The following is a 24,093-nucleotide window of genomic DNA, read 5'->3' as shown; positions in this document are numbered from 1 at the left end:
CTAGAGCACCGGCAGCATCTTGCGGAGCTCGAACGCGGTGACCTCCGAACGGTACTCCTCCCACTCCTGCTTCTTGTTGCGCAGGAAGAAGTCGAAGACGTGCTCGCCGAGGGTCTCGGCCACCAGCTCGCTGCGCTCCATCAGCTCGATGGCCTCGCCCAGGTTCTGCGGGAGCGGCTCGATGCCCATGGCCCGGCGCTCGGAGTCGGACAGCGCCCAGACGTCGTCGTCGGCGCCGGCCGGGAGCTCGTAGCCCTCCTCGATGCCCTTGAGGCCGGCGGCCAGCAGCACCGCGTAGGTCAGGTACGGGTTGGCGCCGGAGTCGATGGAGCGGACCTCGACGCGCGTGGAGCCGGTCTTGCCGGGCTTGTACATGGGCACGCGGATCAGCGCGGAGCGGTTGTTGTGGCCCCAGCAGATGTACGAGGGGGCCTCGCCGCCGGCGCCGGCGGTGCGCTGTGAGCCGCCCCAGATCCGCTTGTACGAGTTGACCCACTGGTTGGTGACGGCGGACGTCTCGGCGGCGTGCCGGAGCAGGCCGGCGATGAAGGAACGGCCGACCTTGGAGAGCTGGTACTCGGCGCCGGACTCGTAGAAGGCGTTGCGGTCTCCCTCGAAGAGGGAGAGGTGGGTGTGCATGCCCGAGCCGGGGTACTCGGAGAACGGCTTCGGCATGAACGTGGCCTGGACGCCCTGCTCCAGCGCCACCTGCTTCATCACGAGCCGGAAGGTCATGATGTTGTCGGCGGTGGAGAGCGCGTCGGCGTAGCGCAGGTCGATCTCCTGCTGGCCGGGGGCGCCCTCGTGGTGGCTGAACTCGACCGAGATGCCCATGGATTCGAGCATGGTGATGGCCTGGCGGCGGAAGTCCATGCCCACGTTCTGCGGGGTGTGGTCGAAGTAGCCGGAGGAGTCGGCGGGCACCGGGCGGGTGCCGTCCACCGGCTTGTCCTTGAGCAGGAAGAACTCGATCTCGGGGTGGGTGTAGAAGGTGAAGCCGAGGTCGGAGGTCTTGGCGAGGATGCGCTTGAGGACGTAGCGCGGGTCGGCGTAGGAGGGCGAGCCGTCCGGCATGAGGATGTCGCAGAACATCCGGGCGGTGCCGGGGGCCTCCGCGCGCCAGGGCAGGATCTGGAAGGTGCCCGGGTCCGGCTTGGCGATCATGTCGGACTCGTAGACCCGTGCGAAGCCCTCGATCGCGGAGCCGTCGAAGCCGATGCCCTCGTCGAAGGCCTGCTCCAGCTCGGCGGGGGCGACGGCCACGGACTTCAGATAGCCGAGCACGTCGGTGAACCACAGCCGCACGAAGCGGATGTCGCGCTCTTCCAGGGTGCGGAGCACGAACTCCTGCTGCTTATCCATAGCTACCCATCCTCGCTGGTCAGGCCGCCCCTTCCCAAGCCTCGGGGCACATCGGGGGCATAGAGCATCCCACCACATGATGTCGGGTGCGTTGCAGACGTGGGTCCGAACGTTCCGCATCGTGTGCGTGTACGGCTCTCCCCCCATACTGCCTGCTCGGGGGCGGTCGCCGCACCGGCGGGGCGGCGCCCGTGGCCGGGGGCCCGGCCTCCGGCTACCGCGAGCGCTCCGTGGGTCGGAGCAGCAGACGGCGCGGGTACTGCACGGTGGCCAGGGCCGGCGGCCGCGTGTCCGCGCCCGGTGCGAACTCCATGCGCCAGCGGTGGCAGAACGTGGCCAGGGCGAGGACGGCCTCGGTCATGGCGTAGACGTCGCCGATGCACTTGCGGGGCCCGGCGCCGAAGATCGCGAATCCTTCGCGGGGCGGCCGGCCGGGCCGGGCGGCGGGCCAGCGGGCGGGGCGGAAGTCCGCCGGGCACGCGTGGACGGCGGGGTTGTGGTGGACGACCGGCGGGCTGACGACCATCGTGGTGCCGGCCGGCAGCCGGCGGCCCGCCATGTCCACCGGGGCGGTCGTGACGCGGGTGAACAGCCATGCGGGCGGGTAGCGGCGCAGGGCCTCGGTGACGACCTGCCCGGTGCGGGGCAGGCGCGGCACGTCGGCGGGCGTCACGGGCCGGCCGCCGAGGACCGCGTCGAGCTCCTCGTGGAGCTCGCGGGCCGCCTCCGGGTGCCGGGCCAGGGCGTACAGGGACCAGGTCAGGGACGCGGCCATGGTCTCCGAGCCGCCGAAGACCATGGTCATGACCTGGTCGTGGATCTCGGTGTCGGTCAGTGCTCCGCCGTCCTCGTCCCGGGCGGCGATCAGGGTGGACAGCAGGTCGCCGTGGTCCTTGCCGCTGCTGCGGTACGCGGTGACGAGCCGGTCCACGGTGGCGTGGAGGTCGGCGAGGGCCCGTGCGTAGCGGCGGTTGGCGGGCAGCGGCAGGCGCTGCACCGGCCCGGGGACGAACATCCGCCGGAAGAGGCCGCCGAGCGCGACGGCGAAGGAGTGCTGGAGGCGGGCCACGTCGTCCTCGGCGACGCGGGCCGAGAACAGGGTGCGGGTGACGGTCCGCAGGGCGAGGCCGAACATGGCGGGGAAGACGTCGACGGTCCGCCCCGCGCGCCAGGAGGCGGACAGGCGGGCGGCCTCCTCCGCCATCACCCCGGCGTAGCCGTCGAGGCGGGCGCGGTGGAAGGCGGGCTGGACGAGGCGGCGCTGGCGGCGGTGGTCCCCGTGCGCGCAGCTGCCGAGGCCGTTGCCGACGATGTCGCGGAGCCGGGTGAAGAACGGGCCTCCCTTGTCGAAGGTCCGGTCGTCGAAGAGCACTTGGTGCAGGAGGTCGGGGTGGCAGGGGACATAGGCCGGGACGGACCCGAGGCGGATCTCCACCAGGTCGCCGTGGGCCGGCAGGGAACGGAGGAAGTCGAGGGGCCTGCGCATCAGCGGCCAGGCGTGGCCGACGAGCGGCAGGGCCCCGGGGGCGGTTCCGGACACGTACGTGACGGGCATGGCGGTCCCTCGATCGGCGGTGCGTGGGGCGCGCCACGAGGTTTTCCGCCGGGATGGGGGCCAAAACCCCGGGTTTTTCGCGTTTGACGGGATCTGAACGCAGGGCGTGGGGCGGATGGACGACGGTTGGAAGGACCGGTTCCGCGCGGGTGGCTCCGCCGGGGGCCTTCCGCCGCGACGGTGACCGGCCACCGCGGCGGGTCCCGGCGGTGCCGTAACGCCGAAGATCACTACGGCACCGCCGGACGCCGTCAGCGCCCTGCCGGGCCCGTTGCCAGGACCGCCGCCGCGACCGCCTGCGGGCGGTCGTACATCAGGAGGTGGCCCGCCGGGGCCACCGCCTCGAAGCGGCCGTCGAGCCGCTCGGCGAGCGCCCGCTGCCGCTCCAGCCAGCGGCGTTCCAGCCAGGATCCTGTGCCCGGGGAGGCCGCCAGCACGCTCACGGGCACGGGCGGCATGGGGCTGCTCTCGCGCAGGGCGCCGAGCTCCGCGGCCACGTCGCGGTAGCGGGCGTTCTCCATGAGGAGCGCCCGCGCCACCCGCCCCGTGCCGTACGTGCGCCGCACGAGGTCCGCGGGCGCCGGGTCCTGGCGGCTGACGGACGAGGCGCGGACGGTGAGCCGGCGCAGGGCGGGGCCGAGCGCCCGCGGCAGCCCCGCCGCGGCGAGGACGCGGCCGCGGGCGTGGGCGGCGGTGGTGCGCAGCTCGCGGGCGGGCGCGGGCCGCGGGTCCTCCTCGACGCTGCCGTCGACGAGGACGACGCCGGCGGTGCGCTGCGGGTGCAGGCGGGCGAACGCCTCCGCATGGAAGCCGGCCAGGGAGTGGCCGACGACGGTCGCGGGCCCGGGCAGCCCGAGGGCGTCGAGGACACCGGCTATCCGGTCGGCCTCGCCCGCGGCGGTGGGCGGTTCGAGGGGCGGGGCGCTGAAGCCGAGGCCGGGCCGGTCGAAGCGGACGACGGTGCGGTGCGGGGTGAGCAGCGGCACGACGGGCTCCCAGTCGAACCAGCCCATGCCGAGCCCGGCGCTGAGCACGCACACCGGCCCGGAGCCCTCGCGCACCACGTGCAGCGGCACTCCGCCGACCCGGAGCATGCGCCCCGGGGGCCGCTCCGTGCCGGGCCCCGCCGGCGGCCGCACCGTGCCGTTCACGCCGTTGCCGCCGTTCGCGCTGATCATGGGCTTCCCCCTCGTCGCTCTCCGACAAGCTAACGGACGGGGCTCTCCCGGTGCTCCGGCGCCACCCAGTGCGGTTTGCGGAACTTCAGCAGGGCGAGCGGGGTGAGGAACCCGAGGACGAACAGCCCGCCGCCGACGGTGAGCAGGTAGCGCCAGAGCGGGCCGCCGCCGAACTGCTCGGGCGGGACGAAGCCGATGCACATGGCGGCGAGCGAGGCGGCGAAGCCGACGCCGGCGACGAGGTGCAGGGCGGGCACGCGGAAGCCGCGCGGCCGGTCCGGCTGGTCGCGGCGCAGCCGGACGGCGGCGGCGAACATCAGCAGGTAGACGACGAGGTAGATCTGCGTGGTGATCACGGAGAAGATCCAGTACGCGCTGGAGACGTCCGGGACGAACGCGTAGAGGAGCGCGATGACGGTGGTGAGCGCGCCCTGGGCGACCATGATGTTGCGCTGGACGCCGTTCTTGTTGAGCTTCTGCAGCGCGGGCGGCAGGTAGCCCTCCTGCCGGGCGACCATCAGCAGGCCCTTGGAGGGCCCGGCCAGCCACGCGAGCATCCCGCCGAGCGCCGCGGCGACGAGCAGCACGCCGACGACCTTGGTCAGCCAGCCCACGTGGAAGTGGTCGAAGAAGCCCTGGAAGGCCTGCATCACACCGGCGGTGAGGCTGAGGTCCTCGCCCGGCATGACCCAGCTGATGGCCAGCGCGGGCAGGATGAAGATCAGCAGGACGAGGCCGGTGGCCGCGAACACCGAGCGCGGGAACTGCTTGCCGGGCTCGCGCAGCGAGGAGACGTGGACGCCGTTCATCTCCATGCCCGCGTACGACAGGAAGTTGCCGACGATCAGCACGAGGCTGGCGAGGCCGGTCCACGGCGGGAGGAGGTGGCCGCTGTCCATGGGCGCGGCGGAGGCGTTGCCCTGGCCGAGGAAGACCAGGCCGAGGACGACGAGGACGACGCCCGGGACGAGGGTGCCGATGACGAGGCCCATGCTGGACAGCCCGGCCACGGCCTTGGTGCCGCGGGAGGAGATCAGCACGCCGGCCCAGTAGACGACGACGATCACGACGGCGACGTAGACGCCGTTGTCGGCGAGCCGCGGGTCGACGACGTAGGCGAAGGTGCTCGCCACGTAGGCCAGCAGGCTCGGGTAGTAGGCGATCGTCATCGCGAACTGGCACCACACGGCCAGGAAGCCCAGCGGCTTGGAGAGCCCCTCGCTGACCCAGCGGTAGATGCCGCCGGTCCAGCCGGAGGCCAGCTCGGCGGAGACGAGGGCGGTCGGCAGCAGGAAGACCACGGCCGGGAGGAGGTAGAGGAAGACGGCGGCCAGTCCGTAGAGCGCCATGGACGGCGCGGGCCGCAGGTTGGCCACGGAGGCCGTGGTCATCATCGCGAGGGTGACCCACGAGATGAACTGGGGCCGAGACGAGGGCTGCGGGGTCTTCGGCGAGGCGGGGACGGCGACGGGACGGTCGTCCCTCACCGGTTCCGTGATGGTCATGGGAGGGGGAGCGTCCTTCAGGGCCGTGCGTGGTGCGCGTGGAGCGTCAAACGTTTCGCCCCATAATCCCATTTCCGGGGCCGTGGAGCGGGCATACCCCGTAGGGGTAGGGTGCGAGGGTGACGAGGGGGATCAGCAACGGGCAGCAGGGGACGGCGGCCGCGTGGTGCGGCCGGCTGCTGCTGCTCTCCGCCCTGCTGCTGGGCATCGTCACGATGCACACGCTGGGCCATCCGACGGGGCACGCGGGGATGAGCCATGAGGCCCGTACGCATGCGACGGCCGGCGCGCACCCGCAGACGCATTCCGCCCCTGCCGTCTCCCCCGTCGCGGACGATCCGCTGACCGCCCCCGGCATGGATCCCATGTCGGTCTGCCTGGCCGTCCTCGGCGCCGCCTTCCTGGCGCTCGTCCTGCTGCTGGTCACCGCGGCCCTGCGCCGTCCCGCCGCCGCCCTGGCCGCGGCAAGGGCGCGGTTGCTGCGGTCGCTGCGGCCGATCCCGCCGCCTCCACGGCACAAGTCCCTCGCGCGGCTGTCGGTGCTGCGGGTGTAGGAGCGCGCTTCCCGCGCGTCCCTGCCCCTTCTTCACCGACCCCTCAGAGGTGCACTCACCCATGCGTACGCACAACCGCACACACACCCGCCGCGCCGTCCTCGGCGCCGGTCTCGCCGCGGCCGGCGGCGGTCTGCTCGCCGCCTGCTCCGACGGCGCGGGCGGCTCCTCCTCCCCGTCGGCCGCGCCCGCCGCCTTCGTCACCCCGGACGGCGCGGAGGTCGCCGCGGCCGAGGCGAAGCGCGGCAGCGGCCCGGTCCGCAGCGTCCGGCTGACCGCGACCCGCGCGCGGATCGACCTGGGCGGCCGTACGGTCGACACCTGGGCCTACGGCGACCGGCTGCCCGGCAAGGAGGTCCGGGTCACCGCGGGCGACACCCTCGCCCTCACCCTCGCCAACCACCTGCCCGAGCCCACGTCCATGCACTGGCACGGGCTCGCGCTCCGCAACGACATGGACGGCGTTCCCGGCGTCACCCAGCGCCCCGTACAGGCGGGCGCGTCCTTCGACTACCGCTTCGCGGTCACGCACCCCGGCACGTACTGGTTCCACCCCCACTCGGGCGTCCAGCAGGACCGCGGGCTGTACGCGCCGCTGGTCGTGGAGGACCCCAAGGAGCCGCTGCAGTACGACAAGGAGTGGGTCGTCGTCCTCGACGACTGGGTCGACGGGGTGGACGGCAGCACGCCGGACGCGGTGCTGGCCGAACTGTCGAAGGGCATGGGCGGCATGGACCACGACATGGGTGGCATGGACCACGGCGCCGGGGGCATGGACCACGGCGGCGGGGGCGGCGGCATGCACCACATGTCGATGACGGCCGCCAGGGCGGAGAAGTCCCCCTCCCGCATGCTGATGGGCGCCACCAGCCCCCTCCTCGGCGGCGACGCGGGCGACGTCGCCTACCCGTACTACCTGGTCAACGGGCGCGCGGCGGCCGACCCCGAGACCTTCGCGGCCAAGCCCGGCGACCGGATCCGGATCCGTTTCGTCAACGCGGGCGGGGACACCGCCTTCCGCGTGGCCCTCGGCGACCACAAGATGACGGTCACGCACACGGACGGCTTCCCCGTCGAGCACGCGGAGACCGACGCCCTGCTGCTGGGCATGGGCGAGCGCTACGACGTGCTCGTCGAGGCGAAGGACGGCGTCTTCCCGCTGACGGCGGTGGCCGAGGGCAAGAAGGAGGCCGCGCTCGCGCTGCTGCGGACGGGCGGCGGCTCCGCCCCCGGCGCGTCGGCGCGCCCGCGCGAGCTGGACGGGCGGCTGCTGACCGCCGACCGGCTCAAGGCGGACAAGGCCGTACGCCTGCGGGACCGCTCCCCCGACCGCACGGTCACGCTCCGGCTGACCGGGTCCATGGCGAAGTACGACTGGGCGATCAACGGGGAGAAGTACGCGCCCTCGCGGCGGCTCCCCGTGGCCGCGGGCGAGCGCGTGCGGCTCTCGTTCGTCAACGCGACGACGATGTGGCACCCCATGCACCTGCACGGCCACACGTTCGGCCTGGCGGGCGGGGGAGCGCGCAAGGACACGGCGATCGTGCTGCCGGGCAAGCGGCTGGACGTGGACTTCGACGCCGACAACCCGGGCCTGTGGATGCTCCACTGCCACAACGTCTACCACTCCGAATCCGGGATGATGACGCTGCTCGGCTACCGGAAGTAACGTCCGTCGGCGCAGCTCGCCGCTCAGAGATCGCGTCAGATAGACGAGTACTCTGGGCGGCGTGCCTCAACTTCGCCTGGCTCTGAACCAGATCGACTCCTGCGTCGGCGATCTCGCCGGGAACGCCGAGTCCATCGTCCACTGGACCCGGCACTCCGCCGGGCAGGGCGCCCACCTGGTGGCGTTCCCCGAGATGGCGCTGACCGGCTATCCGGTCGAGGACCTGGCCCTGCGGCCCTCCTTCGTGGACGCCTCGCGCGCCGCGCTGGACGCCCTCGCCGCGCGCCTGGCCGCCGAGGGCCTCGGCGAGCTGCCGGTGCTCGTCGGCTACCTGGACCGCAGCGAGGAGGCGCGCCCGCGCCTGGGCCGCCCCGCGGGCGCACCGCGCAACGCCGCGGCCGTGCTGCACCGCGGCGCGGTCGCGCTGTCCTTCGCCAAGCACCACCTGCCGAACTACGGCGTCTTCGACGAGTTCCGGTACTTCGTGCCCGGCGACACCATGCCGGTGGTCCGGGTGCACGGCGTGGACGTCGCGCTGGCGATCTGCGAGGACCTGTGGCAGGAGGGCGGCCGGGTGCCCGCGGCGCGCGCGGCGGGCGCCGGGCTGCTGCTGTCGGTCAACGCCTCCCCGTACGAGCGGGAGAAGGACGACACCCGCCTGGAGCTGGTGCGCAAGCGCGCCCAGGAGGCCGGCTGCACGACCGCGTACCTGGCCATGACCGGCGGCCAGGACGAGCTGGTCTTCGACGGCGACACCATCGTCGTCGACCGCGACGGCGGGGTGATCGCGCGGGCCCCGCAGTTCGAGGAGGGCTGCGTCCTGCTCGACCTCGACCTGCCGGCCGCCGCCCCTGAGGCACCGTCCGGGGTCGTGGCCGACGGGCTGCGCATCGACCACGTCACGCTGTCCGCGGACCCGCTCCCTCCGTACGAGCCGGAGACGCCCGGCGGCGCGGCGCCGCACCTGAGCGACGACGCCGAGGTCTACCAGGCGCTGGTCACGGGCCTGCGCGCGTACGTCGTCAAGAACGGCTTCCGCAGCGTCCTCATCGGCCTGTCCGGCGGCATCGACTCCGCGCTCGTCGCGGCCATCGCCTGCGACGCGGTCGGGGCGGAGAACGTGTACGGCGTGGCCATGCCGTCGCGCTACTCCTCCGAGCACTCCCTCGCCGACGCCGAGGAGCTTGCCCGGCGCACCGGGCTCCACTTCCGCACCGTCCCGATCGCGCCGATGTTCGACGCGTACATGGGGGCGCTGGGCCTGACCGGCCTCGCCGAGGAGAACCTGCAGTCGCGGCTGCGCGGCACGATGCTGATGGCCATCTCCAACCAGGAGGGCCACATCGTCCTCGCGCCGGGCAACAAGTCCGAGCTCGCGTGCGGCTACTCGACGCTCTACGGCGACTCGGTCGGCGCGTACGGGCCGATCAAGGACGTCTACAAGACCTGGATCTTCCGCCTCGCGAAGTGGCGCAACGCGGACGCCGCGTCCCGCGACGAGACCCCGCCCATCCCGGAGAACTCCATCTCCAAGCCCCCGAGCGCCGAACTGCGCCCGGGCCAGGTGGACACGGACTCCCTCCCCGACTACGACGTCCTCGACCGGATCCTGGAGCTCTACGTCGACCGCGACCGCGGCCACGCGGAGATCGTCGCCGAGGGCTTCGAGGCGGAGCTGGTCACCCGCGTCCTGCGGATGGTCGACACGGCGGAGTACAAGCGGCGGCAGTACCCGCCGGGCACGAAGATCTCGGCGAAGGGGTTCGGGAAGGACCGGCGGCTGCCGATCACGAACCGGTGGCGCGAGACGGGGTGAGGCGGGCGCTCCCCCCCCCATCCCCCCGGATATTCGGACAACTGAGGCCGTACTGCGTGGTAGCTTGCGGACCTGGCTTTATTCGAATCCGGGGGGATTCTTCGTGCTTTCTCGTGCACGCACTTTTTCTCGCACACGCACTCTTCTGATCGGCGGCGCCGGCGCCGCGGCCGTCGTCCTGGGCGCTGCCGCGCCCGGCGTCGCGGCGGGCGACGACACCACGCTGCCGTCCGCGGTGGAGACCTTCGAGTATCCCGGCGCCGCGAAGATCTTCAAGGAGCGGGGCATCAAGCTGGAGCGGGGCGACGGGCACATCCTGTTCGCCGATTGCGACGCCTCCGAGGACATCGTCGTCTACACGAAGACGACCGCCGGGCCCAACCACGGCAGGTACTGCTTCCGGGTCACCGGGAACGGCAAGAAGGGCTACCTCGCCCTCGGCCTTCCCGACGCGATCGGTGTCGGCGCCGGCAAGTACACCACGTGGGCCTCCGTGACGGGCAACGGCATCACCGAGGTGCCCAAGGGCGGCTTCAAGGCCGTCGGCGAGTCCGCCACGGGCACGCCCGGCTCCCTGCTCGCGCTCCGGATCTGACGGCCGCCGGCACGTCCGGCGCCACGCACCACAGCTCATGACTCGGGCCCGCCGCACGACGGGCCCTCGAGGAGAACATCAATGTCTGCCATACGTCCGCGCGCCGCGTGGATGACCGGCCTGCTCGCCTCCGCCGTCACGGCGGGCCTGCTGACCGCCGCTCCGGCGCACGCCGTCGCCGGCGAGCCGGTCGCCGACGGCGAGTACGCCTTCACCGCGAAGCTCGACATCAACGAGGGCGCGCGCAGTTGCTCCGCCACCCTCGTCCAGCAGGAGTGGCTGATCACCGCTGCCAGCTGCTTCGCCGACGACCCCGCCAAGGGCTTCAAGGTCGCCCCCGGCGCACCGAAGTGGAAGACGACCGCCACCATCGGCCGCACGGACCTCGGCCGCGAGAACGGCGGCGCCGTCGTGGACGTCGTCGAGCTCGTCCCGCGCGAGGACCGCGACCTGGTGATGGCGCGGCTGGCGCAGCCGGTCACCGGCGTGCAGCCCATCAGCGGCATCTCGGCCGCTTCCCCGCAGAAGGGCGACACCCTGTGGGCGGCCGGCTACGGCCGGACCAAGGACGAGTGGGTTCCCGACCGCCTGCACGCCGCCCGCTTCACCACCGATGCGGTCGACGCCACCACACTTCGTCTCACCGGCGAGTCCCCGGACGCCGCCGTGTGCCAGGGCGACACGGGCGGTCCCGTCTTCCACCAGGTCAGCACGTTCCGCGTGCTGCACGGCGTGCACAGCACCTCCGGCCAGGCCGGGTGCTTCGGCGCGGACGAGTCGGAGAAGCGCCGGACCGCGTCCGAGACCCGGGTGGACGACATCGCGGGGTGGATCAAGGCCGTCGCCGCCCGCACCGTTCTCCCCCGGGTGAACTGGAAGGACGCCGTCCACGTCGTTCCGGGACACTTCGTCGCGACGAACGAAGAGCGCTCCGACCTCTTCGTGGTCTGGGCCGACGGCTCGGCCAGTCTCTTCGAGGGCTCCGGCCGGGCCGACCCCAAGCTCCCCTTCTGGAAGGAGCACAAGCTCGCGGCCGCGGGCAGCTACTGGAAGGACGCGGAGGCCGTCACCTCCATCGGCGTGGACGCCTCCGGTACCGACGGGCTCACCGTCCGCTGGAAGAGCGGCAAGCTCTCGACCTACGCCCAGGCCAACGAGTTCGGTTTCGCCCGCGAGAAGACCCTGGCATACGGCAACGGCTGGAAGAACGCCCGCTCCATCACGGCCGGCCGCCACACCGATCCGTACCGGAGTGACGACCTCGTCGTCCTGTGGGCCGACGGTTCGACCTCGTTGTACGCGGACACCGACGCCAGCGGCGTCTCCAAGGAGACCCAGCTGACCAAGGCCGACAAGACCCGGGTCGACGCACAGATCACCTCCGGCCGGTTCACCGGCAAGGACGCCGACGACGTGATCGTCCGCCGGAAGGACGGGAAGACCGACCTCTTCCCCGGCCTGGACGCCCGCGGCTTCCATGACGGCATCAACCTCCGCCCGGAGGGTTCCGCCTGGAAGTACGCCCAGCCCCTGGTGGCCGGTTCCTTCGGCGGCGGGAAGCAGGAGGACCTCCTGGCCCGCTGGGCCGACGGCAACCTCAGCTACTACGCCGACGTGAACGCCTCCGGCGCCGGCAAGGAGATCCAGCTCGTCGGCTGACGGCACTCCCGCCACCCGCGTTAGCATTGTTTGATTATTCAAGCAATGCTGATGGAGTGAGTCTGCAGTGAAGGTCGAGATCTACAGCGACATCGCCTGCCCGTGGTGCCACGTCGGCAAGCGCCGCTTCGAGCAGGCGCTCGCCGCGTTCCCCGGCGCGGGCGATGTCGAGGTCGTCTACCGGCCCTTCCAGCTCGACCCGCACGCCCCCGAGGAGCCGCTCCCCCACCGCGAGGTGCTGGCCGCCAAGTACGGACCGCAGTCCGTCGCCATGGACGACCACATCACGCGGCTGGGGGCGGACGAGGGGCTCGTCTTCGACTTCGACACCGTCGTCGAGAACAACTCCCTGCTGGCCCACCGCCTGCTGCGCTTCGTCCTGGAGGAGTACGGGCGGGACGCCCAGGCCCGCCTCAAGGGCCGGCTCCTGGAGGCCCACTTCGGCGAGGGCCTCGACATCGGCGACCGCGAGCACCTCGCGGACGCCGCCGTCACCGTGGGCCTGGACCGCGACCCCGTCACCGCGTTCCTCGACGGAGACGACCTGCACGACGAGGTCCTGGACGAGATCGAGGAGGCGCGGCAGCGCGGCGTCACGGCCGTCCCGACGTTCGTCTTCGAGGGGCAGTGGGCCGTGCAGGGCGGGCAGGAGGCGTCGACCTTCCTGAACATCCTGCAGCAGGTCGCCGACGCGACGGCCGCCCCGGCGGCGGAAGCGGGCGACGCCTGCGCCGACGGCGCCTGCGCGGTCTGAGCACGCCGGGCTACCCCTTCGCCGCGCCGCGCACCTCCAGGCCGTCGAGCAGCCGCTTCGTGGCCGCCGCCACGGCGGCCACGGCCTCCTCGAACACGGCCTCGTTGTGCGCGGCGGGGCGGTGGAACCCCGACACCTTCCGCACGTACTGCAGGGCGGCCGCCCGGATGTCCTCGTCCTCCACGGAGAGCGTCATCGGCGGGCGCAGGGTCTTGATGCTGCGGCACATGAGTCCAGTGTGCCGCCCGCTCCCTCGTACGTGCGTGCACGGCAGCGTGACAGTATCGCTGTCATGACTACTTCTGATGACGCCCAGAACGTGAAGAAGGCCCCGGCGAAGGACCCTTGGGAGCTGCCCGACGTCTCCGGCCTCGTGGTCGGCGTGCTCGGCGGCACCGGTGACCAGGGCCGCGGCCTCGCCTACCGGCTGGCCAAGGCCGGCCAGCGGGTGATCATCGGCTCGCGTGCGGCCGAGCGGGCGCAGGCGGCCGCCGGCGAGCTGGGCCTCGGCATCGAGGGCGCCGACAACGCCGAGTGCGCGCGGCGCAGCGACATCGTGATCGTCGCGGTGCCGTGGGACGGCCACGCCAAGACCCTCGAAGGGCTGCGCGAGGAGCTCGCCGGCAAGCTCGTCGTCGACTGCGTGAACCCGCTCGGCTTCGACAAGCAGGGCGCGTACGCCCTCAAGCCGGAGGAGGGCAGCGCCGCCGAGCAGGCCGCCGCCCTGCTGCCGGACTCGCGCGTCACCGCCGCCTTCCACCACCTGTCGGCCGTCCTGCTGCAGGACCCGGAGATCGACGCGATCGACACGGACGTGATGGTGCTCGGCGAGGCGCGCGCCGACACCGACGTCGTGCAGGCGCTGGCGGGCCGCATTCCCGGCATGCGCGGCGTCTTCGCCGGCCGGCTGCGCAACGCGCACCAGGTGGAGTCGCTGGTCGCCAACCTGATCTCGGTGAACCGCCGCTACAAGGCGCACGCCGGGCTGCGGGTCACCGACGTCTGACCGGACGCGAGGGCCGGGGCGGGGGGACGCGGGCGCGGCGCCTGAGCGACAATGGCCGGGATCGTGACCGTATGCGCCCCCGGACAGGAGCCGTCCCCCATGCCCCGCCTCGCCCTCTACGCCCTCGCCGTCTGCGTCCTCTCGGTCGCGGCGGCCGTCGTCTCCTTCGCGCGGGGCAGCTGGCTCGGCATCGTCTGGGTCCTGATGCTCGGCGTCTCGTCCAACATCGCCTGGTACTACGTGCGCAAGGCGATGACCGACATGGCCGGGGCCGCGGCCGCCGGCGAGAACTCCTGAGGCAGGCGCGGGGCCGCCCGGTCGGCGGCCCCGGACGGGTCAGGCCACGGCCACGGCCCGGTCACGGCCCGGCCTCAGTCGTCGTGCGGCCGCGGTTCCCAGCCCGGCCCGCCCAGCGGCCACTGGTACGAGGGCCTGCCCTCGGCACCGCTGGTGCGGAAGGGCCTGCCCCGGTCGTCGATCCGCAGGACCCCGCGCCGGCCGCCGCTGGACCACTGCACCTCCAGGTACCAGGTGACGTCGTGGCGCCGGGCGGCCGCCTTGACGTAGAAGACCTCGGGATCGGCCTCGCTCACCTTGTACGGGAAGTCGCGCTGCCCGTCCCTGGGCGCGGCGACGGGCCGCGCGGAGTCGAGGTCGACGCCGAAGGAGCGCGTCGCGACGTCGCCGCCGCATCCGACGCCCGTCGCGTACTCGTTCCAGGCGAGCGGCGCCTTGGTGTCCTGCACCCGGACCTGCAGCCCTTCGAGGACGACGGTCTCCTTGCCGGTGCCCTGCAGGGTGATCTTGATGTACTGCTCGCCGGCGGAGACGGCGCCGAGCCGGGACACCCAGCCGGGCGCGTCCGGCTCCGAGGGCGGCACCGGGACGCCGCCGGGCGAGCGGTCGACCAGGTAGTGCTGGGTGCAGGGGTCTTCGTAGGCGTGGGGCCGGACGTGCGCGGTCAGGGGAACGCCGGCGGGCTTGCCCGGTCCCGCTCCGCCGCCGGTCTCCGGCTCCGGCCCGTTCCCGGGGGAAGGGGACGCGCCGCCCTTTCCGGTCTCCTGCTCCCGGCTCCGTGAGGGGGACGGCTCGCCCGACGGCCCGCCCGACGGGCTGCTGCTGCCGCCCGTGCCCGGCTCGGCGGACGCGTGCGGCTTCCCCTTCGCCGACGAGGCGGCTTCCACGATCCGGCCCCTCCCGTCGTCGCCGGAGCCGCTGCCGCCGCCGTTGCCGTCGCCGCCGCTGAGCGTGACGGCGAGCGCGGCGGAGCCCAGGACGGTGACGGTCGCGGCGGCGGCGAGCGCCGCGAGGGCGCTCCTGCGGGGCAGCCTCCTGCGCTGTGGCGCCGCCGTCCGCTCCGATGGGGCCACGGTTGGCGCCACCGGCGCCTCGCCCGGTTCGGGCTCTTTCCGCGGCTCGGTTCCTTCCCCCGCCGGGGGTTCCTCCGGCGCCGCGGAGGAGCCCACGGGTATCGCCTTCGCCGCGGCGCCCGCGGACGCCGCGGAATCCGCGGGCCCGGCCGGCTCAGCGGGCTCGGCCTGCTGCTTGCGCCCCCGCGTCGCGTCCGCCACGATCCACCGCCGGTGAACCTCCATCAGCTCTTGCGGCGTGGCCTTGCACAGACGGGCCAGCCGCTCGACCGGGGCGAACTCCGCCGGCACGGCGGCCCCGCTGCAATACCGGTGCAGCGTCGACGTACTGACGTGCAGTCGCTTGGCCAGCACGCCGTAGCTCAGGCCCGAACGCTCCTTCAGCTCGCGCAGCAGATCAGCGAGATCGCCCGCCCCCACGTCACTCCCCATCCCAGCTCCCCATTCCAGGGAACGACCATTTCCCCAGGTCAAAGCCTATGCGGGCATTCCCGCGTCCCGTACTGGGCCGTATCGCTGGCCTCCGGGACACGTTCCCGCACAAGCTTTCGTCATCCAAGCACGCCGCTCCCACATCCGGTTGAGCGGCGCCCCGCCGCCCGCGGACGGAGAACCGTCCGCGCAGGCCACCCGCACCGAAACCGAAAGAGATTCCGTCATGCGCGCCTCCGCCAGCCGCCCCGACCCCCGCCCCCGCCTGCTCGCCGCCGCCATGGCCGCCGTCGCCGTCGCCGCGCTCTCCCTGACGGCGTGCGGGGCCGACGGGAAGGGGGAGGGCGTCCGCCAGGAAGGCGCCGCCTCCCCGCAGGCATCCTCCGCGGCCCCGCAGCCCTCCGGGCCGGCCCGGGCGCCGGAGCGGGACGCATCGGCCGCGAAGTCCGCCGCACCCGCCTCCTCCACGTCCCACCGCGCCCGCGGAACGGAGGGAACGACTGGAACGGGCAGGAAGGGCGACAAGGACGGAAAGGGCAGCGGTTCCCGCGACCCGTACGCCCCCGGGAACCGCGTGGACTGCAGCGCCGCCGACGTGGAGGTCGTCGCCACGCCGGTCTCCCGCCCCTTGAACCACATGCTGCTCACCCTCACCAACAAGGGCTCCAAGATGTGCGATCTGAAGGGCTATCCCGTCGTCAAGTTCGAGGGGGCCCAGTCCGTTCCGCCGGTCATCGAGGGCACCGAGCCGCAGGCGGTCACCTCGCTCAAGCCGGGCGAGAAGGGCTACGCCGGCGTGATCCTTTCCTCGGGCGAGGGCAGCGGCGGCGAGGGCCGCACGGCGCAGAGCCTGCAGATCGGCTTCGAGGGCAGCGACAGGATGGTCGACGCCGCGCTGCAGGCGAAGGGCGTGCACGTCGACAACGCCCTGTGCGTCACGTACTGGGTGACGTCTCCCGGGGACGCGCTCTCCTGACACCCGCCCCTCCATTGGCACCCCCCTCCATTGGCGCCGCCCTTCCCTCCCCATCTTGGCGCCAATACCTCTTGCCTGCGGCGCCATTTCAATGCCATGGTGGCGTCATGGATGACGAACTGCAGGCGCAGTCCCCCGTATCCCTGCCGACCGCCCGCCCCGCAGGCTGTCCCTTCGACCCGCCCGCCGGGCTGGGCATCCTGCGCGAGGAGCAGCCGCTGGTTCCGATGCGCTACCCCGACGGGCACGTGGGCTGGCTGGCCACCGGCTGGTCCACGGTCCGCACGATCCTGGCCGACTCCCGCTTCAGCGCGCGCTACGAGCTCATGCACTACCCCCTCCCCGGAGGGCCCGAGGGCACCCTGCCGCCCGCGCCGACCGGGGACATGACCGGGATGGACGCCCCCGAGCACACCCGTTACCGGCGACTGCTCGCCGGGAAGTTCACCGTCCGCCGGATGGACGCGCTCACCGCGCGCCTGGAGGAGATCACCACCGCGCAGCTGGACGCCATGGAGCGGCGGGGAGGCCCGCTGGACCTGGTCGAGGCGTTCGCGCGGCCCGTGCCCGCGCTGATGATCTGCGAGCTGCTGGGGGTGCCGTACGCGGACCGGGAGGTCTTCCAGCGGCACACGGAGGCGCTGATGGACCAGAGCTCCTCAGTGGAGGAGATGCAGGCGGCGATGACCGGCCTGCAGGACTACATCCGGGCGCTGGTGTCGGCCAAGCGCGCCGCGCCCACCGACGACCTGCTCAGCGACCTGACCACCGGCGACCTCACCGACGACGAGCTCTCCGGCCTCGGCGGCTTCCTGCTGGGCGCCGGCCTCGACACCACCGCGAACATGCTCGCGCACGGCACCTTCGCCCTGCTGAGCAACCCGGACCAGCTCGCCGCCCTGCGCGCCGACCCCGGGCTCGCCGGCGGGGCCGTGGAGGAGCTGATGCGCTACCTGACCGTCGCGCCCACCACCGTGCGGTCGGCGCTGGAGGACGTCGAGGTGGACGGCCTGCTGATCAGGGCCGGCGAGACGGTCACCCTCTCCCTCCAGGCCGCCAACCGCGACCCCGAGCGCTTCCCGGGCCCCGACGCGCTCGACCTGAGCCGCAGGGCCGTCGGCCAGCTGGGCTTCGGCCACGGCATCCACCAGTGCCTGGGCCAGCAGCTGGCCCGCGTCGAGATGCGGGTCGCCTTCCCGGCGCTCTTCGCCCGCTTCCCGTCGCTGCGGCTGGCGGTCCCGCCCGGGGAGGTGCCGCTCCGTCACCACGCGAACGTCTACGGCGTGCACCGGCTCCCGGTCACCTGGGACCGCCCCTGAGGGACCTGCCTCAGAACACCAGGCCCGACAGCGGCGGGATGTCCGGCGTCCCCTGCCAGAAGCGGAACAGCTCCTGGCCCCAGTACGTGTCCCACGGCGTGACGCCGAGGAACCGCAGCACCGCGTCGATCATGTCGAAGAACGCGTGGTTGACCTCGGGGATCCACAGGAAGCCGAAGACGGCCAGTATCCCGAACGGGGCGAACGGCTCCACCTGGCGCCGCACCTTGTACGACAGCCACGGCTCGACGACGCCGTAGCCGTCCAGGCCGGGCACGGGCAGGAAGTTGAGGATCGCGGCCGTCACCTGCAGCTGGGCCATGAAGCCGAGCGCGTAGCGGAAGTGGTCCGGCACGCCGTCCATGGCGCCCAGCCAGAAGGGGGCCGTGACGACCACGGCGAACGCGGCGTTCGTCAGCGGGCCCGCGGCCGAGATCATGCTGTGCTTCCAGCGGCCGCGGATACGGTGGCGCTCGATGAAGACGGCCCCGCCGGGCAGGCCGATCCCGCCCATGATCACGAAGATGACGGGCAGGACGATGCTCAGCAGGGCGTGCGTGTACTTCAGCGGATCGAGCGTCAGATAGCCCTTGGCGCCGACCGTGAGGTCGCCCCCGTGCAGGGCCGTGCGCGCGTGCGCGTACTCGTGCAGGCACAGCGACACGACCCACCCGGAGACGACGAACAGGAAGACGGCGAAGCCGGGGCTCGCCGAGAAGTCCGTCCACACCGCCCATATGGAGACCGCCATGATGGCGACGAGGGCGAGGAAGACGGGGCTCACGCGCCGATCGCCGCGGGTCGCTGTCGACATACCTGTGCTCCTGTGGGACGGGGCCTTGGCGTACCGGGAGGTACCGGAGTGACGGTACTTGCTCCGCCCCTCCCGCCCGTAACCCGGTCGTGCGGGCCGGGGGACAATGGGCGGGTGCGTTACGGCATCCTCGGCACCACCCAGGCCCACTCCGGCGACGGCCGGGCCGCCGCCCTCGGCGGCGCCCGGCTGCGCGCCCTCCTCGCCGCGCTCGCGCTGCACCCGGGGCGCGTCCGCACCGCCGAGGCGCTGATCGACGCCGTCTGGGACGACGAGCCGCCCGCCGACGCGGCGGGCGCGCTGCAGGCCCTCGTGGGCCGGCTCCGCCGTGCCATCGGCCATGCCGCCGTGGCCTCGGCGGCCGGCGGCTACCGGCTCTGCGCCGGGCCCGAGGACGTCGACCTGCACCGCTTCCAGCGGCTCGCCGAGGAGGGGGCCCGGGCCCTGGCCGACGGCGACCCCGCCAAGGCCGCCGACCTGCTGGACGCCGGGCTGGCCCTGTGGCGCGGGCCCGTCCTCGCCGACCTCCCGGGCCGGGCGGCCCTGGCCGTGCGCTACGAGGCCCGCCGCCTGGACGCCCGGCGCACGCGCCTGGCGGCCGCGGTCGCCCTCGGCCGTGCGGAGCAGGTCCTCCCGGAGCTCGCGGCGCTGTGCGAGGAGCATCCGCTGGACGAGCCGCTGCATGCCGTCCGCCTGCGCGCCCTGCGCGCGGCGGGCCGCCCGGCGGAGGCCCTCGCCGCGTACGCGGACATCGCGAACGACCTCGCCGCCCGCCTGGGCACGGACCCGGGCCCGGAACTCAGAGCGCTCCACGCGGAGCTGCTGTCGCACGACACCCCGCCGGGCACCACCAGCGCGTCCACCACACCGTCCCCGCATGGGCCGGCAGCACTCCACGACAGCCCCGCGCTCCCCCGCACGACCGCCCCGCACGGCGCGGTCGGCGCGCCCCGCGGGGCCCTCGCCGGTGGTGGTCCCGCGGGCGCGCACGGGACCGTCCCCCCGGGGAACCTCCGCGCCCGGCTCACGTCCTTCGTCGGGCGCGAGGACGACATCGCGTCCATCGGCGCCGACCTGCGGGTGCAGCGTCTGGTCACCCTCCTCGGCCCCGGCGGGGCCGGGAAGACGCGGCTGTCGCAGGAGGCCGCCGAGGCCGCCGCCGCGGGCGGGGGCGAGTGGCCGGACGGGGTGTGGTTCGCCGAGCTCGCGCCCGTCGACGACCCCGCCACCGTGCCCGAGACCGTGCTGACGGCGCTCGGCGGCCGCGAGACCGTGGTGCGGACCACCGCCGACGGGCTGCGGGCCGCGAGCGACGCCTCGGCGACCGACCCGCTGGTGCGGCTCGCCGAGCACTGCGCGGCGCGCCGCATGCTGCTCGTCCTCGACAACTGCGAGCACCTGGTCGACGCCGCCGCCCGCGTCGCCGAGACGCTCCTCGCGCAGTGCCCGGGCGTCACGGTGCTCGCCACCAGCCGCGAGCCGCTGGGCGTGCCCGGCGAGGCGGTGCGCCCCGTGGAGCCGCTGCCCGACACCGTGGCCCTGCGGCTGCTCGCCGACCGCGGCGCCGCGGCCCGCCCGGGCTTCCGCGTCAAGGACGACCCGGAGGCCTGCACCGAGATCTGCCGCCGGCTGGACGGGCTCCCGCTGGCGATCGAGCTCGCGGCCGCCCGGCTGCGGATGCTCAGCCCGCGCACCCTCGCCGACCGCCTGGACGACCGCTTCCGGCTGCTGACCTCCGGCAGCCGCACCGTGCTGCCGCGCCAGCAGACCCTGCGCGCGGTCGTCGACTGGTCCTGGGACCTGCTGGCCGGGCCCGAGCGGGCCGTCCTGCGCCGCCTGTCCGTCTTCTCCGGCGGCTGCGACCTGGCCGCCGCGGAAGAGGTCTGCTCGGACGGCCCGGACGCCGCCCCGGGCCCCGACGCCGCCCCGGCCCGCGACGTCGCCGCCCTCCTCGGCTCGCTCGTCGACAAGTCGCTGGTGGTCGCCGCGCCCGCCGCCGACGGCGAGATGCGCTACCGGCTGCTGGAGACCGTCGGCGAGTACGCCGCCGAGCGCCTGGACGAGGCGCGCGAGCGCGCCGCCACCGAGCGCCGCCACCTCGTGGCGTACCGCGAGCTGGCCCGCACCGCCGACCCGCTCCTGCGCGGCCCCGCCCAGGGCACGTGGCTGGAACGCCTGGAGCTGGAGCACGACAACCTGCGCACCGCCCTGCGCCGCGCCGTCGCCGCGCAGGACGAGCAGGAGGCCCTGTGCCTGGTGCTGTCCCTGGGCTGGTTCTGGCAGCTCAGGGAACACCGCGCGGACGCCGCGCACTGGGCGGAGACGGTGGGCGCGATGGGCCCCGACCCGTTCGCCGGGCCGGCCGCCCCGGCCGCCCCGCTGTACGTGACGTGCACCGAGCAGCCGCCGCCGATGCCGCCCGAGGTGCTGGCGGAGGCGCGGCGCGGGGTCCACCTGACGCGGCTGATCAGCATCACGGACATGGCCGAGGTCAACGCGCCCGAGACGCAGCGCAGGCTGCGCGTCATCGCCGCGGCCTACGCCGACGGGCAGCCGCAGACCTGCCGCGTGCCGGGCTTCATCGTCTTCTTCGCCGTCCTCATGACGGGCGATTTCGACGCGCTCTACAGGACTTTGGACACGACGGTCGCGCGCTGCCGCGAGCTGGGCTACGCATGGGAGCTGGCCCACGCGCTGCAGCTGCGCTCCAAGATATTCAACGACCACCCCGGCGGGCTGGACCAGGCCACCGTGGACGCGGAGGAGAGCGTACGGATCTTCCGGCGGCTCGGGGACTCCTGGGGCGTGGCGGAGGGCCTGACGGGCCTGGGCGAGGTGCACGAGCGGCGCGGGCAGTACGGTCTGGCGGCCGAGGACTACCGGGAGGCTCTGGAGCAGGTCCGTGAGCTCGGTTCGACCGGGCAGCTGCCGGCGCTGCGCGCCCGGCTGGCCGGTGCCCTGGTCGAGGCGGGGGCGGTCGGCGACGAGGAGGGCGAGCAGATGCTCCGCGACGCCATCGCGGAGGCCGAGCAGGGCAACACGGACGCCGCGATCTTCGGCCGGCTGCAGCTCGGCGTGCGGGTCGCCCGCGCCGGGCGCACGGCCGAGGCCCGGGAGATCTTCGAGGAGCTGATGGCCGACTTCGGCATCCGCTCGGTGGTGATGTTCGAAGCCATGATGTGTGGTCAGATGGCGTGGCTGGACACGCTGGAGGGCCGCCCGGCGGACGCCCTGCCCAGGCTGCGCAAGGCCCTGTCGATGGCCGGCGACCCGCTGTCGACGCTGGCGGTGCCGCAGCTGGCGATGACGCACCTGCTCTTCTCCGCCTTCGCCCACGCCGAGCTGGCGGGCGGGGAGCACGCGGAGCCGGCGGCCCGCGAGGAGCACGCGCTGCGCGCGGCCCGGCTGCTGGGCGCCGGTCAGGCCCTGCGCCCGTCCGACTTCCCCGTGACGTCGGTGGAGCGCGACGTGTACGAGAGCGCGGAGGCCGGGGTGCGGCAGGTGCTCGACGACGGTGCGTACGAGCAGGCGCACGCCGAAGGCGGCGGCCTCTCCCTGGAGGAGGCCACCGCCCTCGTATGACGCGTACGACCCGCTGACGCGTGCGACCCGTGCGCTGCCGGCCCGGCTCAGGTCTTCTTGCGGAACTTCGAGACGGCCAGGGGCGCGGTCACGAGGGTGATGGCGACGGCCCAGGCCAGCGTCATCCACACCGAGTGGGCGACGGGCCCGCCGCGCATCAGGTGCCGTGCGGCGTCGGCGAGGTTGGACAGCGGGTTGTACTCGGTGAAGCCCTCCAGCCAGCCGGGCATCTTCGCGGTCGGTGCGAAGATCGAGCTGCCGAACTGCAGCGGCATCAGGACGAGCATCGCTATGCCCTGGACGGCCTGCGGCGTCTTCAGGGACAGGCCCAGCAGGATGAAGACCCACATCAGCGAGGCGCCGAACGTCACGGAGAGGGCGACCGCGGCCAGCAGGTGCAGCGGGGTGGTCGTGATGGACAGGCCGAGGGCGAAGCCCATGCCGAGCAGGATGGCGGTGGCGACGAGCATCCGGCCGATCTCGACCACGATCTTCGCGATGAGGACGGAGGACCGGGCTATCGGCATGGTCCGGAAGCGGTCCATCACCCCCTTCTTGAAGTCGTCGTTGACGCCGGTGCCGACGGCCATGGCGATGTTCATGCCCTGCATGGCCATCAGGCCGGGCACCAGGTAGTTGAGGTACTCCTTCTCGTGGCCCTTGCCGGCCATCGAGCCGCCGAAGACGTACGTGAAGAGCAGGATGAAGATGATCGGCATGATCACGGCGTCGAACATCGACTCCGGGTCGGCCTTGATCTGCAGCAGGTTGCGGCGCGCGAGGGCGCCGATGTGCCGCAGGTTGGCCCGCAGGCCGATGCGGCCCTCGCGGGCGGGCGCCGCCGCGGGCGCGCTGAGCGTAGCCGCGCTCATGCGGCGACCTCCTGGAGTGTGTCGGTGTCGGCGGCGTCCTGCTCCGGGGCGGACGCCTTCTGGCCGGTGACGGCGAGGAAGACCTCGTCGAGGCTCGGCAGGTGGGTGGAGATGCCGGAGATCGCGAAGCCGCGCGAGCCCAGTAGGGCGACGACGGCCGTCAGCTGCTCGTCGCTGACGATCGGGACGTTGACGACGCCCTCGGCCTCGTCGGCGGTGGCGCCGGCGATCCCGTCGAGCTGGGCGTGGGCCAGCGCGCCGACCATGCGGTGCAGCTCGCCGCGGTCCGCCGGGCGGATCTGCAGGGTGCGGCCGCCGACCTTCGCCTTCAGCTCGTCCACCCGGCCGCCCGCGATGACCTGGCCGCGGTCGATGACCGTCAGCTCACTGGCGAGCTGCTCGGCCTCCTCCATGTACTGCGTGGTGAGGAGGACGGTGGCGCCCTCGGCGACCATCCGCTGGACCTCCTCCCACACCTCGTTGCGGGTGCGGGGGTCGAGGCCGGTGGTGGGCTCGTCCAGGTAGAGCACCGCCGGCCGGCCGATCATCGAGGCGGCCAGGTCCAGGCGGCGGCGCATGCCGCCGGAGTACTGCCCGGCGGGGCGCTTGGCGGCCTCGGTCAGGGAGAAGCGCTCCAGCATCTCCTCGCCGCGGCGGCGGGCGTCCTTGCGGGACAGGTCCAGCAGCCGGCCGATCATGTACAGGTTCTCGAAGCCGGACAGCTTCTCGTCCACGGAGGCGTACTGCCCGGTCAGGCCGATCACCCGGCGCAGCTGCCGGGGCTGGGCCACCACGTCGTACCCCGCGACGCGGGCGGTGCCCGCGTCCGGCCGGAGCAGCGTGGACAGGCAGCGCACGAGCGTGGTCTTGCCGGCGCCGTTGGGGCCGAGGACGCCGAGGACGGTGCCCTCGCGTACGTCCAGGTCGACCCCGTTGAGCGCCTTGGTGGCGCCGAAGTGCTTGACGAGGCCGCGGACCTCGACGGCGTTCCCGCCGCGGCCCGCCCCCCGAGTGGTGTCGTTTCGCGTCATGCCCACCACGGTGCCAGGGCCCACTGACAACGCGCCGACAGGCC

20 protein-coding genes are annotated in these 24,093 nt (G+C 73.4%); 11 read left to right on the top strand and 9 right to left on the bottom strand.

The features are described 5' to 3' along the window. The 4 genes from glnA to ACOTKD_RS05805 form a co-directional block, all read right to left on the bottom strand. The gene (gene glnA / locus ACOTKD_RS05820) at positions 1 to 1,362 is read right to left on the bottom strand and encodes a type I glutamate--ammonia ligase (protein WP_058044708.1); all 1,362 of its coding nucleotides are present in this window, start codon (positions 1,360 to 1,362) and stop codon (positions 1 to 3) included. Between the two features lie 214 nt (positions 1,363 to 1,576). Next, positions 1,577 to 2,917 (bottom strand): cytochrome P450, encoded by a 1,341-nt coding sequence (locus ACOTKD_RS05815; RefSeq protein WP_424887771.1) that lies wholly within the window; start codon positions 2,915 to 2,917, stop codon positions 1,577 to 1,579. Positions 2,918 to 3,168: 251 nt separating this feature from the next. Beyond that, on the bottom strand, positions 3,169 to 4,011 hold the full coding sequence (locus tag ACOTKD_RS05810; protein ID WP_424887984.1) for an alpha/beta fold hydrolase: 843 nt from the start codon (positions 4,009 to 4,011) through the stop codon (positions 3,169 to 3,171). Between the two features lie 113 nt (positions 4,012 to 4,124). Further along, on the bottom strand, positions 4,125 to 5,489 hold the full coding sequence (locus ACOTKD_RS05805; RefSeq protein ID WP_424887983.1) for an APC family permease: 1,365 nt from the start codon (positions 5,487 to 5,489) through the stop codon (positions 4,125 to 4,127). Between the two features lie 230 nt (positions 5,490 to 5,719). Between ACOTKD_RS05805 and ACOTKD_RS05800 the strand changes: the two genes are divergently transcribed. The 6 genes from ACOTKD_RS05800 (at position 5,720) to ACOTKD_RS05775 (ending at position 12,647) form a co-directional block, all read left to right on the top strand. Beyond that, positions 5,720 to 6,154 (top strand): DUF6153 family protein, encoded by a 435-nt coding sequence (locus tag ACOTKD_RS05800; RefSeq protein WP_424887770.1) that lies wholly within the window; start codon positions 5,720 to 5,722, stop codon positions 6,152 to 6,154. Between the two features lie 61 nt (positions 6,155 to 6,215). After that, on the top strand, positions 6,216 to 7,823 hold the full coding sequence (locus tag ACOTKD_RS05795; protein ID WP_424887769.1) for a multicopper oxidase family protein: 1,608 nt from the start codon (positions 6,216 to 6,218) through the stop codon (positions 7,821 to 7,823). A 61-nt stretch (positions 7,824 to 7,884) separates the two neighbouring features. After that, positions 7,885 to 9,639 carry an NAD+ synthase gene (locus ACOTKD_RS05790; protein WP_424887768.1) on the top strand — a complete coding sequence of 585 codons (1,755 nt, stop codon included), beginning with the start codon at positions 7,885 to 7,887 and terminating at the stop codon, positions 9,637 to 9,639. 103 nt (positions 9,640 to 9,742) lie between these two features. Then, a complete protein-coding gene (locus ACOTKD_RS05785; RefSeq protein ID WP_424887767.1) occupies positions 9,743 to 10,234 on the top strand; it encodes a hypothetical protein in 492 nt (163 codons plus the stop codon). Between the two features lie 81 nt (positions 10,235 to 10,315). Beyond that, positions 10,316 to 11,893 (top strand): S1 family peptidase, encoded by a 1,578-nt coding sequence (locus ACOTKD_RS05780; RefSeq protein ID WP_424887766.1) that lies wholly within the window; start codon positions 10,316 to 10,318, stop codon positions 11,891 to 11,893. A 67-nt stretch (positions 11,894 to 11,960) separates the two neighbouring features. Continuing rightward, the gene (locus ACOTKD_RS05775; RefSeq protein WP_424887765.1) at positions 11,961 to 12,647 is read left to right on the top strand and encodes a DsbA family oxidoreductase; all 687 of its coding nucleotides are present in this window, start codon (positions 11,961 to 11,963) and stop codon (positions 12,645 to 12,647) included. A 10-nt stretch (positions 12,648 to 12,657) separates the two neighbouring features. Here ACOTKD_RS05775 and ACOTKD_RS05770 read toward each other — a convergent pair whose 3' ends face one another. Further along, positions 12,658 to 12,876 carry a DUF2277 domain-containing protein gene (locus ACOTKD_RS05770; RefSeq protein WP_424887764.1) on the bottom strand — a complete coding sequence of 73 codons (219 nt, stop codon included), beginning with the start codon at positions 12,874 to 12,876 and terminating at the stop codon, positions 12,658 to 12,660. Positions 12,877 to 12,939: 63 nt separating this feature from the next. Here ACOTKD_RS05770 and npdG point away from each other — a divergent pair, with 63 nt between their 5' ends. Next, positions 12,940 to 13,653 (top strand): NADPH-dependent F420 reductase, encoded by a 714-nt coding sequence (npdG, locus tag ACOTKD_RS05765; RefSeq protein WP_424887763.1) that lies wholly within the window; start codon positions 12,940 to 12,942, stop codon positions 13,651 to 13,653. 99 nt (positions 13,654 to 13,752) lie between these two features. Then, a complete protein-coding gene (locus ACOTKD_RS05760; RefSeq protein WP_424887762.1) occupies positions 13,753 to 13,950 on the top strand; it encodes a hypothetical protein in 198 nt (65 codons plus the stop codon). 74 nt (positions 13,951 to 14,024) lie between these two features. Here ACOTKD_RS05760 and ACOTKD_RS05755 read toward each other — a convergent pair whose 3' ends face one another. Then, positions 14,025 to 15,455 (bottom strand): helix-turn-helix domain-containing protein, encoded by a 1,431-nt coding sequence (locus tag ACOTKD_RS05755; protein WP_424887761.1) that lies wholly within the window; start codon positions 15,453 to 15,455, stop codon positions 14,025 to 14,027. Positions 15,456 to 15,681: 226 nt separating this feature from the next. Between ACOTKD_RS05755 and ACOTKD_RS05750 the strand changes: the two genes are divergently transcribed. Both ACOTKD_RS05750 and ACOTKD_RS05745 read left to right on the top strand, forming a co-directional pair. Further along, positions 15,682 to 16,431, top strand: coding sequence for a DUF4232 domain-containing protein (locus ACOTKD_RS05750; RefSeq protein ID WP_424887760.1), 750 nt, complete (start codon positions 15,682 to 15,684; stop codon positions 16,429 to 16,431). A 107-nt stretch (positions 16,432 to 16,538) separates the two neighbouring features. Beyond that, positions 16,539 to 17,750, top strand: coding sequence for a cytochrome P450 (locus ACOTKD_RS05745; protein WP_424887759.1), 1,212 nt, complete (start codon positions 16,539 to 16,541; stop codon positions 17,748 to 17,750). A 10-nt stretch (positions 17,751 to 17,760) separates the two neighbouring features. Here ACOTKD_RS05745 and ACOTKD_RS05740 read toward each other — a convergent pair whose 3' ends face one another. After that, positions 17,761 to 18,564: a site-2 protease family protein gene (locus tag ACOTKD_RS05740; RefSeq protein WP_424887758.1), complete on the bottom strand. Its 804-nt coding sequence runs from the start codon at positions 18,562 to 18,564 to the stop codon at positions 17,761 to 17,763. Positions 18,565 to 18,678: 114 nt separating this feature from the next. Between ACOTKD_RS05740 and ACOTKD_RS05735 the strand changes: the two genes are divergently transcribed. Next, positions 18,679 to 22,146 (top strand): AfsR/SARP family transcriptional regulator, encoded by a 3,468-nt coding sequence (locus ACOTKD_RS05735; protein ID WP_424887757.1) that lies wholly within the window; start codon positions 18,679 to 18,681, stop codon positions 22,144 to 22,146. A 47-nt stretch (positions 22,147 to 22,193) separates the two neighbouring features. On the opposite strand, the gene ACOTKD_RS05730 is transcribed toward ACOTKD_RS05735, so the two are convergent. Together ACOTKD_RS05730 and ACOTKD_RS05725 are read right to left on the bottom strand one after the other, a co-directional pair. Beyond that, positions 22,194 to 23,018: an ABC transporter permease gene (locus tag ACOTKD_RS05730; protein WP_424887756.1), complete on the bottom strand. Its 825-nt coding sequence runs from the start codon at positions 23,016 to 23,018 to the stop codon at positions 22,194 to 22,196. Continuing rightward, positions 23,015 to 24,049 carry an ATP-binding cassette domain-containing protein gene (locus ACOTKD_RS05725; RefSeq protein WP_424887755.1) on the bottom strand — a complete coding sequence of 345 codons (1,035 nt, stop codon included), beginning with the start codon at positions 24,047 to 24,049 and terminating at the stop codon, positions 23,015 to 23,017. Before ACOTKD_RS05725 ends, ACOTKD_RS05730 begins: the two co-directional genes overlap by 4 nt. Positions 24,050 to 24,093: the final 44 nt, after the last annotated feature.

The organism is Streptomyces sp. XH2 (assembly GCF_049725035.1).
Classification (GTDB): Bacteria; Actinomycetota; Actinomycetes; order Streptomycetales; family Streptomycetaceae; genus Streptomyces; species Streptomyces roseoverticillatus.
This window is presented reverse-complemented; position numbering and strand designations above follow the sequence as displayed.

Bases quoted from the DNA above. Each gene is read 5' to 3' on its own strand.
- glnA (WP_058044708.1), bottom strand. From the start codon at position 1,362: ATGGATAAGCAGCAGGAGTTCGTGCTCCGCACCCTGGAAGAGCGCGAC.
- ACOTKD_RS05815 (WP_424887771.1), bottom strand. From the start codon at position 2,917: ATGCCCGTCACGTACGTGTCCGGAACCGCCCCCGGGGCCCTGCCGCTC.
- ACOTKD_RS05810 (WP_424887984.1), bottom strand. From the start codon at position 4,011: ATGCTCCGGGTCGGCGGAGTGCCGCTGCACGTGGTGCGCGAGGGCTCC.
- ACOTKD_RS05805 (WP_424887983.1), bottom strand. From the start codon at position 5,489: ATGATGACCACGGCCTCCGTGGCCAACCTGCGGCCCGCGCCGTCCATG.
- ACOTKD_RS05795 (WP_424887769.1), top strand. From the start codon at position 6,216: ATGCGTACGCACAACCGCACACACACCCGCCGCGCCGTCCTCGGCGCC.
- ACOTKD_RS05780 (WP_424887766.1), top strand. From the start codon at position 10,316: ATGTCTGCCATACGTCCGCGCGCCGCGTGGATGACCGGCCTGCTCGCC.
- ACOTKD_RS05770 (WP_424887764.1), bottom strand. From the start codon at position 12,876: ATGTGCCGCAGCATCAAGACCCTGCGCCCGCCGATGACGCTCTCCGTG.
- npdG (WP_424887763.1), top strand. From the start codon at position 12,940: ATGACTACTTCTGATGACGCCCAGAACGTGAAGAAGGCCCCGGCGAAG.
- ACOTKD_RS05760 (WP_424887762.1), top strand. From the start codon at position 13,753: ATGCCCCGCCTCGCCCTCTACGCCCTCGCCGTCTGCGTCCTCTCGGTC.
- ACOTKD_RS05755 (WP_424887761.1), bottom strand. From the start codon at position 15,455: ATGGGGAGTGACGTGGGGGCGGGCGATCTCGCTGATCTGCTGCGCGAG.
- ACOTKD_RS05750 (WP_424887760.1), top strand. From the start codon at position 15,682: ATGCGCGCCTCCGCCAGCCGCCCCGACCCCCGCCCCCGCCTGCTCGCC.
- ACOTKD_RS05745 (WP_424887759.1), top strand. From the start codon at position 16,539: ATGGATGACGAACTGCAGGCGCAGTCCCCCGTATCCCTGCCGACCGCC.
- ACOTKD_RS05740 (WP_424887758.1), bottom strand. From the start codon at position 18,564: ATGTCGACAGCGACCCGCGGCGATCGGCGCGTGAGCCCCGTCTTCCTC.
- ACOTKD_RS05730 (WP_424887756.1), bottom strand. From the start codon at position 23,018: ATGAGCGCGGCTACGCTCAGCGCGCCCGCGGCGGCGCCCGCCCGCGAG.
- ACOTKD_RS05725 (WP_424887755.1), bottom strand. From the start codon at position 24,049: ATGACGCGAAACGACACCACTCGGGGGGCGGGCCGCGGCGGGAACGCC.